Consider the following 13390-nt stretch of genomic DNA (forward strand, 5'->3'; position numbering starts at 1 on the left):
CCTTCGCATTATTTAATTTGACTTCCGAATTTAAAGGCGTATGGTCGAAGATGTTCATTGATTCCGGGGCGAACCCGGACGATGTGCCTGTGACCCATGGGAGGAAAACATGAGAAAATTTGTAGTAGCAGCTACGGCTGTGCTGGGTATGGCTGTTTCGACGGCGGCGATGGCCCAAGATCTGACGGTCGGCGTAAGCTGGTCGAACTTTCAGGAAGAACGTTGGAAAACCGACGAAGCGGCAATCAAAGCGGCGCTGGACGAAGCCGGAGCGGCTTATGTCTCTGCAGACGCGCAATCGTCTTCGTCAAAGCAGCTTTCGGACATTGAATCGCTGATTGCGCAGGGCGTCGACGCCCTGATCATTCTCGCGCAGGATTCCGAGGCGATTGGCCCCGCAGTTCAAGCGGCAGCGGATGAGGGTATTCCGGTCGTCGGCTATGACCGTCTGATCGAAGACCCCCGCGCATTTTATCTGACCTTCGACAATATCGAAGTCGGTCGGATGCAGGCCCGCGCCGTGCTTGAGGCGCAGCCCTCCGGCAACTACGTGATGATCAAAGGTTCACCCACTGATCCTAACGCCGATTTCCTTCGCGAAGGCCAGCAGGAAGTGCTGCAAGCCGCGATTGATGCAGGCGACATCACTATTGTTGCTGAGGCATACACCGACCAGTGGCTTCCGGCCAATGCGCAGCGGAACATGGAACAAATCCTGACCGCGCAGGACAACAATGTTGATGCTGTTGTAGCGTCGAATGACGGCACGGCTGGAGGTGTTGTTGCCGCTCTGACCGCGCAGGGCATGGAAGGTATTCCAGTGTCCGGTCAGGATGGCGACCACGCTGCGCTGAACCGCGTCGCAAGCGGCACGCAGACCGTCAGTGTCTGGAAGGATGCCCGCGATTTGGGTCGTGCAGCTGGCGAAATCGCTGTCGCCCTCGCCGGTGGCACCGCGATGAGCGATATTGAGGGTGCGTCTGAATGGACCTCGCCCGGTGGTACAACGCTGTCGGCAAAGTTCCTCGCCCCGCAGCCAATCACGCAAGACAACCTGTCGACCGTTGTTGACGCCGGCTGGATTGAGCAAGACGCGCTTTGCCAAGGTGTTTCCGGTGGCCCGGCGCCTTGTAACTAAGCCTAGGTAACAAATGACTGCGCCGCCCCGGAGCACGTCCGGGGCGGACGCCAAAAGGCCACTCCACAACGCTAGGATATCGGAATGACCGACACAAACTCAGTGCCCGTCTCCGCCCAATCCCGCCGCAACATCTTTCAGCTACTTGAACTGGACACGCGGCTTCTGGGCATGATCGGGGCGTTTATCGTTCTTTGCGTCGGGTTCGACCTGATAACCGAAGGGCGTTTCCTGACGCCGCGCAACATTTTCAACCTGACGATCCAGACGGTTAGCGTGGCGATCATGGCAACGGGCATGGTCTTTGTGATCGTCACCCGCCATATCGACCTGAGCGTCGGATCGCTGCTGGCCACCTGTTCCGCCGTCATGGCAATGACCCAGACGCAAATCTTGCCTGACATGCTGGGCCTTGGCCTGAACCACCCGGCGACATGGGCCATTACGATCCTTGTCGGCCTCATTACCGGCACGGTGATCGGGGCGTTCCACGGCTGGCTGGTCGGATATCTGATGATCCCCGCGTTTATAGTGACGTTGGGCGGCTTGCTCGTCTGGCGTAACGTTGCCTGGTATATGACGAGCGGCCAGACGATCGGCCCGCTTGACGGAACCTTCATGAAATTCGGCGGCATCAACGGCACCCTCGGAACAGGGATGAGCTGGATCATCGGCATCGTCGCCGTGGTTCTTGCTGTCGCCGGGATATTCAACGCCCGCCGCAACAAGGCGCGGCACGGCTTTCCGGTCAAACCGATGTGGGCCGAGGGCTTGCTCGCCGGGATCGCTGCCGTGCTGATCCTAGGGTTCATCTGGACGCTGAACAGCTACAACGTGCCCGCCGCCCGCCTGCGCCGCATGTTCGAAGCGAACGGAGAGGTCATGCCCGAAGGGTTCACCCAAGGCTACGGACTGCCGATTTCGGTTCTGATCCTGATTGGCCTTGCGATTGCAATGACGATCCTTGCCCGCCGCACGCGGCTGGGGCGTTACATCTTCGCGACCGGCGGCAACCCCGACGCGGCAGAGCTTTCAGGCATCAACACCCGCCTTCTGACCGTCAAGGTGTTCGCCATGATGGGTGCACTGTGTGCGCTGTCGGCGGTGATCGCTTCGGCGCGGCTTGCGAACCACACGAATGATATTGGCACGCTCGACGAACTGCGCGTCATCGCGGCTGCGGTCATCGGCGGCACAGCGCTGTCCGGCGGCCTTGGCACCATCCATGGTGCGATCCTTGGCGCGCTTATCATGCAATCGCTGCAATCCGGCATGGCGATGGTCGGTGTGGATGCGCCGTTCCAGAACATCGTGGTCGGCACGGTGCTGGTCGCTGCTGTCCTGATCGACATCATCTACCGCAGAAAAACGGGGGCGAAGTAATGTCCACACCTCTCGTAGAAATGCGCGATATGTGCATCGCCTTTGGCGGTGTCCACGCGGTCGATCATGTCTCTGTCGATCTGCATCCGGGCGAAGTTGTCGGGCTGCTGGGCCATAACGGAGCCGGCAAATCGACTCTCATCAAGATGCTGTCCGGTGCCTATCAGGCCGATAGCGGAGAGATTTATATCGAAGGCCAGAAGGCTGACATCCGCAACCCCCGCGACGCCCGGCGCTATAACATCGAAACGATCTACCAGACGCTCGCGCTGGCGGATAACCTCGATGCCGCGTCGAACCTGTTTCTGGGGCGGGAGCTTGTGACAGCGACCGGCCTTGTCGATGACTCTGCTATGGAAGCTGAAACGCGCAAGATCATGGGGCGGTTGAACCCGAACTTTAAAAAGTTCTCCGACCCGGTCAGCGCCTTGTCAGGCGGGCAGCGTCAGTCGGTCGCCATTGCGCGGGCCGTCTACTTCAACGCGCGCATCCTGATTATGGACGAACCGACAGCGGCCCTTGGCCCGCATGAGACGCAGATGGTGGCGGAACTGATCGAACAGCTAAAGGCCGAAGGCATCGGTATCTTCCTGATCGACCATGACGTGCATCAGGTGATGAATCTGTGCGACCGGGCAAGCGTCATGAAGAACGGTCAGCTTGTCGGAACGGTCAATATCGACGACGTCACGGATGACGATCTGCTCAGCATGATCATCCTTGGGAAGAACCCCAGCGAAGCGGCCTAGTCGGACCGGATCACCCACAAAGAAAAACCCCCGCCACGATGGGCGGGGGAGTTATATACCCGCGGGATGGACGGGTTAAAGCAGACAGTCGGAGTCACCCGTGAGTGAGCCGAGGGGACAGGGAGGAGGGTGACTCATCCGTCGCTTCTGATTCCCAACGTGCCCGGCGTAATTCGGTTCCAAAGTTTTTTCGATTTTTGTGAATTTTCTTTGTGGAAACACGTAAGTTTTTGATTTCCCGACCAGAATTGGGTCGGGAAACCTCTTATACTGACCTCAGCTGCGGCCTTTCCAGGGCACGAGGTAGTCTTCCGCTTTCCGCATCAGGATGTCGATGCCGTAGCCGATAATGCCAATCAGGATGATCCCCATAATGACGATATCGGTAAGCTGGAACTTCGACGCGGCGATGATCATCATGCCCGCACCCTTTTGCGCGGCGACAAGTTCGGCCGCAACAACTGTGCCCCAACAAACCCCCATCGCAACCCGCGCGCCGGTAAAGATTTCCGGCAGGGAGTTCGGCAGGATGACGTGTCGCATGATCTGCCGCTTTGACGCGCCAAGCGAATAGGCCGCGTGGATCTTGGTTATGTTGACACCAGACACCCCGGCCCGCGCCGCAATCGTCATGATCCAAAGCGCCGCGAGGAAGAGCAGGACGATTTTCCCGGTTTCCCAGATGCCGAACCAGATGATGACCAGCGGGATCAGCGCAAGGGGTGGAACCGGGCGCATAAACTCGACGATTGGATCGAACCAGCCGCGAAACCAGCCCGACAGGCCCATCGCGTAACCCAGCGGGATACCGACAAGCGACCCCGCCACAAAGCCCGCGATGACGCGCATCAGCGACGACCCCAGGTGTTCGAGCAGCGTAAAGTTCTGGTAGCCAGAGCTGGAGATTTCGACCAGTCGCGACCAGACCGCTTCAGGAGCGGGAAGCCAGATAGGCTCCATCTGCCAGCCCTTGGATGGTTCAAAGTTGATCGTGCCCTTGCCGGTCAGGCTAACACGGCCGGAGTCGATCGCGACTTCACCACCGGGTTCAATCGGTGTGCCGTTGATCGCGGTAATGGCAAAGCCATCTTCGCCGCTGCCTTCATCGTTGCCCTTGGTTTGGATCAGCCCGCTGCGCCAAGCGTCAACAGTGGCCACATCGTTCAGCGCGAACCCATCGCCGGGATCAACCTCAGGTTCTTCCGCGCTGTCGTCGGATTTGCGCACAACGACCGTCACTGTCGCGTCATCGGCTTCGCCTGCCGCGTTGGTCGCAGTGTAGGTAAAAGTCGCGTCGCCGACATATGGACCCGGCGCATGGATCGGTGTGAGTTTGGAGCCGGTGAAGGCGCCCCAGATCATGAAAATCGCAACGACCGAGATCACAGAAGCGATGCGGTTCGGCCTGACTGCGCTTTCATCGCCAAAGGTCACTGTCTTCAGGCTGGTGAAATCGGACTTCGCCGTCATCATGTTGGTGATGGTGCGGACGATGAGGAATGCGCCGACGAAAATCGCAACATATATTATCAGGATGCTCATGCTGCGCCCTCCGTCCGGCCCATGATTTCTTCTTCCATCTCCCAGATCATCGACAGGATTTCCTCGCGGGTTTCGGTGTAGCCATCCGCCTTTTTCACTTCGCGAAGGTCGGCATTTACCCCCATTTCAGCGTAGGGCAGGCGGTATTCCTTGTGAATCCGTCCCGGTCGTGGCGCGAGGACAAGCAGTCGTTCGCCCAACAGAATCGCCTCTTCCACGGAGTGGGTGATGAGGATGATCGTCTTGCCGGTCTCCTTCCAGAGCTTGAGCACGAGACCCTGCATCTTTTCCCGCGTCAGCGCGTCGAGCGCGCCAAGCGGTTCGTCCATCAGGATCACGTCCGGATCGTTGGCAAGGCACCGCGCAAGCGCGACGCGCTGCTGCATCCCGCCGGACAATTCGTAAACCGCTTTTTCGTGGAATTCCTGAAGGCCGACGATTTCCAGAAGATGATCGACCGTTTGGTTGCGCTCTGCCTTCGATTGGCCCTTCATACGCGGGCCGAATTCGACGTTTTCCTTGACGCTCATCCATTCGAACAATGCGCCTTGCTGAAACACCATGCCGCGTTCAGCGTCGGGGCCGGTCACCTTGTGACCGTTGAGGACAATCTGCCCCTCGGTCGGGGCAAGAAAGCCTGCGATGATATTCAATAGCGTAGTTTTGCCACAGCCCGACGGACCAAGCACGGACATCAACTCCCCTGTATTGATGTCGAGCGATACGTCTTTCAGCGCCTGAATGGAGGTTCCATTCGGCAGATCGAACCGCATGGAGATATTATCTATTTGAAGGTCGGTCACACCACGTTCCCTTGCTATCCCTGAGCGAAAGAAAAAGGGCGGCGCGTTGTGCGCCGCCCTAAGCGTTTACATTGAGGATGCCGCCTGTAGCGGCCCGGTGTTGACCGTCGGCTCATAAGACTCCAGCGCGGAGTCGATTGAGCCAGCTTCAACAAAGACGTCTGCGACGCCCTTCATGAACGTCTGGCTGCCGCCGCCGAGCCACTTATCGCTCAACTGGTCTTCGACGCTTGGGAAGACGAACGTATCAATGGTCGCCCGTGTCGATTCCAGATCCATACCAGCGTCTTGCGCGATCGCTGCCAGCATTTCCTCCGTGTTTTCGCCGGCGTTCCACTGCGCGTTCATGTCGGCGGTTACAGCAAGGAACTTGGCGAGCAATTCGGCTTCTTCCGAAACGAAGCTGGCCGGTGCGGAGGTTACATCGAAGACGAGAATGCCCAGCTCTTCCTTCTCGGCACCGGTCAGAAGCACGTTGCCGTTTTCCAGCATACGGCGCAGCGCACCGCCCCAACCACAGGCCATGTCGATGGAACCTTGTGCCAGCGCAGCGGCGCTTTCAGCAGGGGCCATGTCCACAACCTCAAGCGAGGCCAGATCGACGCCAAAGTGGTTCATCTGGCTGAGGAAGCCGTAGTGAGCAGCGGTGCCGAGCGGCACGGCAACCTTCTTGCCCGCAAGTTCGCCCGCGGTGTCCTTGTCGATCTCAAGGCTGGACGCCACGACGCAGTTGTCGTTGTCGGAATAGGACACAGCGACGTCAACGACCTGAATGTCCTGCCCGGCCGAAGCAGCAACCACGAAGGGCGGAACGCCTTGGCTGACCGAAATATCAACATCACCGGAAGCCATCGCCGCGCTCATCGCGGTGCCGGTTTCGAAGGCAACCCAGTTGACCTTCACACCAAGCGCCTCGTCGTAAAGACCGTTCACCTTGGCGTATTGGAACGGCATCGGCCATTCGAGGAAATAGGCGACGGTGATCTCGTCAGCAGCAAACGCCGCCTGTGCACCCGTCAGCATTGCGACGCCGGCGACGGCACCCATCAGTTTCGATTTGATTTTCATAGTAGTCTCCCTGGTATTGCACACTCATGTGGCTTTGATTTTTCGTGTGGCGGCCAACCCGCCTTTGATATGTTCCCGATCTTGATGTCGGGTAGATGTGTCGCAGATCAGATGATCCGTATCCGACACTGTGTTGGCCCGAAGCCTCCCCTCGGCCGTCGTGGTCGGCGATCTCGAATTCCCAAGTCATCGAAAAAATCGCCCCCGCTGAACGACGTAACTACACGTATCAGCGTCCGTCAATTGTTATCATTTTGAAGCCCGAACATATTGCCAGATTCGCTGTAGTCGTATCGCCAGTTTGGGGAGGGCTTGTGGAGGGGTTTAGGTGTTGGTGTTCCAGTGTAATAGAATTGGTTTAAGTGGTTGATGGATAAATGTAAAAATCAGCAATAGCACTTATTGACAAATTGGAAAAAGTCTGGCGGATCGCACATATCTGGCAGCGCTGAAGTCTCATTTTCGGCGGATATTCACGAAGCTCCGACCGTTTCGCGCACCTTGGTGCCTGCACCGTCAGCTAAACTTCCGATAAAGCCGGGTGACATCGAAAATCTCGTCCAGCTTCTCAAAACGTTCTTTAGTGTCGGGCCAGGATTTCTCCTGCACCGCTGCGATCAGCGCTTCGAGCAGCATTAGGGTTGAGATGTTGCTGTCCCACGCCGAGGGGATTTCGCCCCAGCAATTGAACACCGGATCGGCGATCTTCGCGACCGGGGAGGTCCACGGATCAGTGATCAGGATCACCTGCACGCCGCGCTCCACCGCAAGTTCCGCAAGGCGTTGGAGGTTGTTTTCATATCGCCGGATATCGAACATCAGCAGCACGTCGCCTTCGGTCATATCAAGCACGTAATGCGGCCACGTCGCCGCAGAGGACGTCATGTGCGTCACATGCGGGCGCACGGCCTGAAGGTGGGTGGATGCGTATTCGGCCAGCGCGCGGGTGACCCGCCCGCCGACCACGAACAGGTGGGTGTCCTTATCGGCCAATCGTTCAACCGCGCGGTCGAACTTGTCGGTATCCACATGTGACAGCGATTGCCGGATATTCTGCATCACCGCATCCGCAAACCGGTTCAGCATGTGGGATTCCGGCGCTTCGGCGGCCCAGACCTCGCGTTTTTGGACGGGGCCGGAGATCTTCGCCTCCAACTCCTCTCGCAAGGTTTGGTGAAACTGCGGAAATCCCTTGAAGCCGAGCTTTTGCACCATCCGCGCGACCGTTGGTGTCGATACGCCGGAGTTTTCCGCGACGATCGTGATCGAGGCCAGCCCGGCCGCCGGGTAATTTTCAAGCAATGCGTTCGCCAGCTTTCGTTCGGTCTGTGTCAGCGTGTCATAATGGTCGCGGATCAGGTCACGAACTGTCTGGGTCGGAGTTGGCACGGGCGCATCCTGCGTTTCGGTCTCTGCGACTGAAAATATATTGACAGACGCGAAAAAGATAGAAAATATTTCTTCTTGTCAGAGGGGGTGGAAATTGGCTGACAAGATCAGGTCAGATTTTGGCGACGTGGCAGAGCTTGTGAACCCAAACGGGGCCGGGCCTGTCGTGCTGATCTGTGAACATGCGTCGAACGCGATTCCTGCGGAACTCGACGGGCTTGGCCTGGACGAGGACGCGCGGGCCAGCCACATCGCATGGGATCCCGGCGCGCGGGAGCTGTCGATCATGCTGTCCGAAGCGCTGGATGCGCCGCTGGTCTGCGGGTGCGTGTCGCGGCTGGTTTACGACTGCAACCGCCCGCCCGACGCCTCTAGCGCAATGCCGGAAACGTCGGAAGCCACCAACATTCCGGGCAATCTAGGCATGTCGCCAGCAGATCGCGTCAATCGGATCGCCAGTGTTTACGAGCCGTTCTGCGATGCGGTTCAGCAGGTTCTGTCAGCCAGAAAAACCGCCGGGCGCCCGACGGCTGTCGTTACGATCCACAGTTTCACGCCGGTCTATTTCGGCAAACCCCGCGCCGTTGAAATCGGCATTCTGCATGATGATGACCGAACGCTTGCAGACGCAATGCTGGCGCGGGCGGGCACCGTTGCGCCCCGCGATGTGCGGCGCAACACTCCCTACGGGCCAGAGGATGGCGTCACCCATTCGCTTCGGATTTACGGGCTGGCGAACACCTTGCCCAATGTCATGATCGAGGCGCGGAACGACTTGCTGAGCACGCCGGAAGGGACCGCAGACATCGCGCAGGAGATCCTCGCGATGCTTGTGCCAGCCCTTAGCGACATCGGGCTGACCCAAAGCGGGAGGGTGCATCATGCCTAGACCGCTACGCGTCTTTGTCCGGATCGTTGAAGGCTTCAACCGCTTTGTCGGACGGATCGCAATGTATCTAATCTTTGTCCTGATCGGGATATTGCTGTGGTCCTCAATCTCAAAAGCCGTCTTTGTCCCATCGCTTTGGACGCTGGAAATGGCGCAGTTCACAATGGTCGCCTACTACATCATCGGCGGGCCGTATTCGATCCAACTCGGGTCGAACGTGCGGATGGATTTGTTCTACGGCGGCTGGTCGGATCGGCAAAAGGCGTGGTTTGACGCCTTTACCGTACTGTTCCTGATGTTCTTCCTCGTCACAATGTTCATCGGCGGGGTCAGTTCAACCGCCTATTCGCTCGGCCATTATGGGACAGAGCCGTTCGCCTTCTTCAAAGACCTGTTCGTTGGTTTCGTCACCGGCGGCATGACCGGCGCGGAGGAGGTTTTGGGCCGTCTGGAACGCAGCCCGACCGCGTGGCGTCCTTACCTGTGGCCGATCAAGGCGGTGATCTGCATCGGTCTGATCCTGATGATCCTGCAAGCGCTTGTGGAACTGGTGAAAGACATCGCCCGTATCCGGGGTGAGGAGATCTGATGTCGCACGAGATGATCGCAATTCTCATGTTCTCGACCATGATGCTGATGCTTCTGACCGGGCAGCGCGTGTTTGGGGCCATCGGTTTTGTCGGCGCCGCAGCGGCGCTGCTGCTGGGCTGGGTCGGGGGCGTCGAAATCCCCTTTACCGCCGCGATGAAGCTGATGAAGTGGTATCCGCTGCTGACCCTGCCGATGTTCATCTTCATGGGTTACGTCCTTAGCGAAAGCCGCATTGCGGACGATCTTTACCGGATGTTCCACGTCTGGATGGGGCCGGTCCGGGGCGGGCTTGCCATCGGGACAATCGGCCTGATGGTGCTGATTTCCGCGATGAACGGGCTTTCGGTCGCGGGCATGGCGATCGGTGCGACGATTGCGCTGCCGGAACTGCTGCGGCGTGGTTACGACAAGATCATGGTGACGGGGGTCATTCAGGCGGGGTCGAGCCTTGGCATCCTCGTGCCGCCCTCGGTCGTGCTGGTGCTTTACGCGATGATCGCCCGGCAGCCGGTTGGGCAGTTGTGGCTTGCCGGTGTCCTGCCGGGTCTGATGATGGCGGCGCTGTTCATCCTCTACATCTATGTGCGCTGCAAGGTGCAGCCTGACCTTGGCCCGGTCTTGCCGGAGGATGAACGCAACGTGCCGATGTCCGAAAAACTGCGGCTGTTGCGGGCGGGCATTCTGCCGCTGGTGATTTTCGGCACGATGATGGTGCCCTTCGTGAAGGGCTATACATCGCTTGTCGAAAGCTCTGCCATCGGGGCGATGACAGCGTTCATGGCGGCGGTGGTCAAGGGGCGGATGACGAGGGATGTCTTTGAAACTTCCGTCCGCCAAACGCTCGCAATATCCTGCATGTTCATGTGGATCATCCTCGCTGCGCTTGGCTTTGGCGCGGTGTTTGACGGGCTTGGGGCGGTCAAGGCGATTGAAAACCTGTTCACTGACCAGCTTGGCCTGTCGCCTTGGACCATTCTGATCCTGATGCAGCTTTCGTTCATCGTGATGGGTACGTTTCTGGACGACACCGCGATGCTGGTCATTGTCGCGCCGCTTTATGTGCCACTGGTCGGGGCGATGGGCTTTGATCTGATCTGGTATGGCGTGCTTTACACGATCACCACGCAGATCGCCTATATGACGCCGCCCTTTGGCTATAACCTGTTCCTGATGCGCGCGATGGCGCCGCCAGAGATCGGCATCCGCGACATCTACCGGTCGATCATTCCCTTCGCGCTGGTGATGGTGCTTGCCCTGTCGCTGGTGATGATCTTCCCCGACATCGCACTTTGGCTACCGAATTACGTTTACGGAAAATAACCCGAAGACCCCGAACCGCGGGGCAAACTGAAACCGATAGGAGAGAGAGAATGACAACAAGACGTAAGTTTTTAACCTCAGCCGGCGTAGGCGCCGTGGGCGCAAGCCTTGCCGCCCCGGCCATTGCGCAGAGCACGATCACGTGGCGTCTGCAAACATATGCAGGCCCCGCGCTGGCAGAGCATGTCATCAAGCCCGCCATCGACAGCTTTAACAAGATCGCTGGCGACGAGATGCAGATCGAGCTGTTCTTCGCGGATCAGCTTGTCCCGACCGGAGAGTTGTTCCGCGCCATGCAGCGCGGCACGATCGACGCGGTGCAGTCGGACGATGACTCCATGGCGTCGCCAACCGATGTCACCGTGTTCGGCGGGTATTTCCCGTTCGCCTCGCGCTACTCGCTCGACGTGCCGGTGCTGTTCAACCAATATGGCCTGAACGAGATTTGGGACGCGGAGTATTCCGCGGTCGGCGTCAAGCACATCAGCGCCGGCGCATGGGATCCCTGCCATTTCGCGACGAAAGACCCCATCAACAGCCTTGCCGATCTCGAAGGAAAGCGGGTTTTCACCTTCCCGACAGCGGGTCGGTTCCTTGCGCAGTTCGGCGTGGTTCCCGTGACCCTGCCGTGGGAGGATATCGAGGTTGCCGTGCAAACCGGCGAACTCGACGGGATCGCGTGGTCCGGCATTACTGAGGATTACACCGTCGGCTGGGCCGATGTGACCAACTACTTCCTGACCAACAACATCTCGGGCGCTTGGGCCGGGTCGTTCTTCGCCAATATGGATCGCTGGAACGAACTGCCGGAACATCTGCAGGAACTGCTGAAGGTGTGCATGGATCAAAGCCACTATTACCGCCAGTGGTGGTATTGGGGCGGCGAAGCCAGCCTGCGCGTTAACGGCGACAAGATGGAGCTGACGACAATCCCGGACGATGAATGGCAGACTGTCGAAGACGCTGCCGTCAAGTTCTGGGATGAAATCGCGGCAGAATCCGAAACCAAGGCGAAGGTCGTTGAAATCTTCAAGCAATACAATGCCGACATGGTGAAGGCCGGACGGCCCTACCGCTACGGTTAATGAAAACAGCCCCGGCGGTCGGTCCGCCGGGGCTTCCATACAACATTCTGTTCAGGACATCCCCATGCCCGGCAATCTGACCTTTGATGACCTCAAAATGAAAACCAAGAACGGCGAGATTGATACCGTTCTGGCCTGTCTCGTCGATATGCAGGGCCGCCTGATGGGAAAGCGTTTCGTCGCCCAACACTTCGTGGACAGCGCATGGGAGGAAACCCATTGCTGCAACTACCTGCTGGCGACCGATCTTGAGATGGCGACGCCCGACGGCTACGCCTCGACCAGCTGGCGGCAGGGCTATGGGGATTACGTGATGAAGCCCGACCTGTCGACGCTGCGTCCGGTTCCGTGGCTGGAAGGCACCGCGATGGTGCTGTGTGACGTGCTTGACCACCATACGCACGAAGACGTGCCGCATTCGCCCCGCGCGGTGCTGAAAAAGCAAATCGCGCGGCTAACGGCGATGGGCCTGACCCCGATGATGGCGACGGAGCTGGAGTTCTTTCTGTTCGAGAAGAGCTTTGATGAGATCCGCAAGGAGGGCTTCCGCGACCTCGCCCCGATCAGCGGCTACAACGAAGATTATCATATCCTTCAGACGACGAAGGAAGAACACGTGATGCGCCCGATCCGCAATCATCTATGCGCGGCGGGTATCCCGGTTGAAAATACCAAGGGTGAGGCCGAAGCGGGGCAGGAGGAGCTGAACATCCGCTACGGCGAAGCGCTCGACTGTGCCGATCATCACACGATCGCAAAACACGCCGTGAAGGAAATCGCGTGGCAGAAGGGCCATGCGGCGACGTTCATGCCTAAGTGGCATCATGATCGCGTCGGCAGCTCCTCGCATGTGCATCAATCGCTGTGGAAGGGGAAAACGCCCGCGTTTTATGACAAATCGGACGATCTCGGCATGTCCGACCTGATGCGTCACTACATGGCTGGCCTGATCAAATACGCGCCTGACATGACTTATTTCCTCGCCCCCTACGTCAACAGCTACAAACGTTTTCAGGTTGGTTCCTTCGCGCCGACGGGCAGCGTTTGGTCGGTCGACAACCGCACCGCCGGGTTCCGCTTGTGCGGCGACGGGACGAAAGCAGTTCGCGTCGAATGCCGGATCGGTGGATCGGATCTGAACCCCTACCTTGCGATGGCAGCGCAGATTGCGGCGGGCCTGAAAGGCGTTGAGGACAAGCTGAAACTCGCACCACCCCTGAAGGGTGACGCCTACGAAAAGAACGACGGCGGCATCCCCACGAACCTGCGCGACGCGCGTGATGCGCTTCACGGGTCGAAGATGCTGCGTGCAGCGCTGGGGGAAGATGTAGTCGACCACTACACCCGCGCTGCCGAGGTTGAACTGGAAGACTTCGCCCGCGTTGTCACCGACTACGAAATAGCGCGCGGGTTTGAGCGTGCCTGACGGGAAT

12 protein-coding genes are annotated in these 13390 nt (G+C 58.7%); 8 read left to right on the plus strand and 4 right to left on the minus strand.

Annotation, left to right across the window (positions count from 1 at the left end; all coding sequences use genetic code 11):
• Positions 1-109 precede the first annotated feature (109 nt).
• The 3 genes from xylF to ACEWPJ_RS03245 all read left to right on the plus strand — a co-directional run bounded on the left by xylF (position 110) and on the right by ACEWPJ_RS03245 (position 3270).
• Positions 110-1138, plus strand: a complete 1029-nt coding sequence (xylF, locus tag ACEWPJ_RS03235; protein ID WP_416510844.1) for a D-xylose ABC transporter substrate-binding protein — start codon at positions 110-112, stop codon at positions 1136-1138.
• 84 nt (positions 1139-1222) lie between these two features.
• On the plus strand, positions 1223-2521 hold the full coding sequence (locus ACEWPJ_RS03240) for a sugar ABC transporter permease (protein WP_416510846.1): 1299 nt from the start codon (positions 1223-1225) through the stop codon (positions 2519-2521).
• Positions 2521-3270 (plus strand): ATP-binding cassette domain-containing protein, encoded by a 750-nt coding sequence (locus ACEWPJ_RS03245; protein ID WP_416510848.1) that lies wholly within the window; start codon positions 2521-2523, stop codon positions 3268-3270. Before ACEWPJ_RS03240 ends, ACEWPJ_RS03245 begins: the two co-directional genes overlap by 1 nt.
• Before the next feature lie 276 nt (positions 3271-3546).
• Here ACEWPJ_RS03245 and ACEWPJ_RS03250 read toward each other — a convergent pair whose 3' ends face one another.
• The 4 genes from ACEWPJ_RS03250 to ACEWPJ_RS03265 all read right to left on the minus strand — a co-directional run bounded on the left by ACEWPJ_RS03250 (position 3547) and on the right by ACEWPJ_RS03265 (position 8072).
• Positions 3547-4812: an ABC transporter permease gene (locus ACEWPJ_RS03250; RefSeq protein WP_416510849.1), complete on the minus strand. Its 1266-nt coding sequence runs from the start codon at positions 4810-4812 to the stop codon at positions 3547-3549.
• Complete coding sequence (locus ACEWPJ_RS03255; protein WP_416512994.1) at positions 4809-5585, minus strand: ATP-binding cassette domain-containing protein; 777 nt, start codon at positions 5583-5585, stop codon at positions 4809-4811. Before ACEWPJ_RS03255 ends, ACEWPJ_RS03250 begins: the two co-directional genes overlap by 4 nt.
• 96 nt (positions 5586-5681) lie before the next feature.
• Positions 5682-6683, minus strand: a complete 1002-nt coding sequence (locus ACEWPJ_RS03260; protein ID WP_416510851.1) for an ABC transporter substrate-binding protein — start codon at positions 6681-6683, stop codon at positions 5682-5684.
• Between the two features lie 516 nt (positions 6684-7199).
• Positions 7200-8072, minus strand: coding sequence for a MurR/RpiR family transcriptional regulator (locus ACEWPJ_RS03265; protein WP_416510853.1), 873 nt, complete (start codon positions 8070-8072; stop codon positions 7200-7202).
• A gap of 94 nt (positions 8073-8166) precedes the next feature.
• Here ACEWPJ_RS03265 and ACEWPJ_RS03270 point away from each other — a divergent pair, with 94 nt between their 5' ends.
• The 5 genes from ACEWPJ_RS03270 (at position 8167) to ACEWPJ_RS03290 (ending at position 13383) form a co-directional block, all read left to right on the plus strand.
• Positions 8167-8961, plus strand: a complete 795-nt coding sequence (locus tag ACEWPJ_RS03270; protein ID WP_416510855.1) for an N-formylglutamate amidohydrolase — start codon at positions 8167-8169, stop codon at positions 8959-8961.
• Positions 8954-9550: a TRAP transporter small permease subunit gene (locus tag ACEWPJ_RS03275; RefSeq protein WP_416510856.1), complete on the plus strand. Its 597-nt coding sequence runs from the start codon at positions 8954-8956 to the stop codon at positions 9548-9550. The genes ACEWPJ_RS03270 and ACEWPJ_RS03275 overlap by 8 nt, the downstream gene beginning before the upstream one ends.
• Complete coding sequence (locus tag ACEWPJ_RS03280; RefSeq protein ID WP_416510858.1) at positions 9550-10872, plus strand: TRAP transporter large permease; 1323 nt, start codon at positions 9550-9552, stop codon at positions 10870-10872. Before ACEWPJ_RS03275 ends, ACEWPJ_RS03280 begins: the two co-directional genes overlap by 1 nt.
• A 50-nt stretch (positions 10873-10922) precedes the next feature.
• The gene (gene dctP, locus ACEWPJ_RS03285; RefSeq protein ID WP_416510859.1) at positions 10923-11957 is read left to right on the plus strand and encodes a TRAP transporter substrate-binding protein DctP; all 1035 of its coding nucleotides are present in this window, start codon (positions 10923-10925) and stop codon (positions 11955-11957) included.
• Positions 11958-12021: 64 nt separating this feature from the next.
• Positions 12022-13383, plus strand: coding sequence for a glutamine synthetase family protein (locus ACEWPJ_RS03290; protein WP_416510861.1), 1362 nt, complete (start codon positions 12022-12024; stop codon positions 13381-13383).
• The last annotated feature ends 7 nt before the right edge of the window (positions 13384-13390 follow it).

This window comes from Aliiroseovarius sp. YM-037 (assembly GCF_048060095.1).
Classification (GTDB): Bacteria; Pseudomonadota; Alphaproteobacteria; order Rhodobacterales; family Rhodobacteraceae; genus JBLUOA01.

What these genes read in the sequence shown, in the direction of transcription:
- ACEWPJ_RS03255 (WP_416512994.1), bottom strand. Translation starts at nt 5,585, where the DNA reads ATGCGGTTCGATCTGCCGAATGGAACCTCCATTCAGGCGCTGAAAGAC.
- xylF (WP_416510844.1), top strand. Translation starts at nt 110, where the DNA reads ATGAGAAAATTTGTAGTAGCAGCTACGGCTGTGCTGGGTATGGCTGTT.
- ACEWPJ_RS03250 (WP_416510849.1), bottom strand. Translation starts at nt 4,812, where the DNA reads ATGAGCATCCTGATAATATATGTTGCGATTTTCGTCGGCGCATTCCTC.
- dctP (WP_416510859.1), top strand. Translation starts at nt 10,923, where the DNA reads ATGACAACAAGACGTAAGTTTTTAACCTCAGCCGGCGTAGGCGCCGTG.
- ACEWPJ_RS03280 (WP_416510858.1), top strand. Translation starts at nt 9,550, where the DNA reads ATGTCGCACGAGATGATCGCAATTCTCATGTTCTCGACCATGATGCTG.
- ACEWPJ_RS03290 (WP_416510861.1), top strand. Translation starts at nt 12,022, where the DNA reads ATGCCCGGCAATCTGACCTTTGATGACCTCAAAATGAAAACCAAGAAC.
- ACEWPJ_RS03275 (WP_416510856.1), top strand. Translation starts at nt 8,954, where the DNA reads ATGCCTAGACCGCTACGCGTCTTTGTCCGGATCGTTGAAGGCTTCAAC.
- ACEWPJ_RS03260 (WP_416510851.1), bottom strand. Translation starts at nt 6,683, where the DNA reads ATGAAAATCAAATCGAAACTGATGGGTGCCGTCGCCGGCGTCGCAATG.
- ACEWPJ_RS03245 (WP_416510848.1), top strand. Translation starts at nt 2,521, where the DNA reads ATGTCCACACCTCTCGTAGAAATGCGCGATATGTGCATCGCCTTTGGC.
- ACEWPJ_RS03240 (WP_416510846.1), top strand. Translation starts at nt 1,223, where the DNA reads ATGACCGACACAAACTCAGTGCCCGTCTCCGCCCAATCCCGCCGCAAC.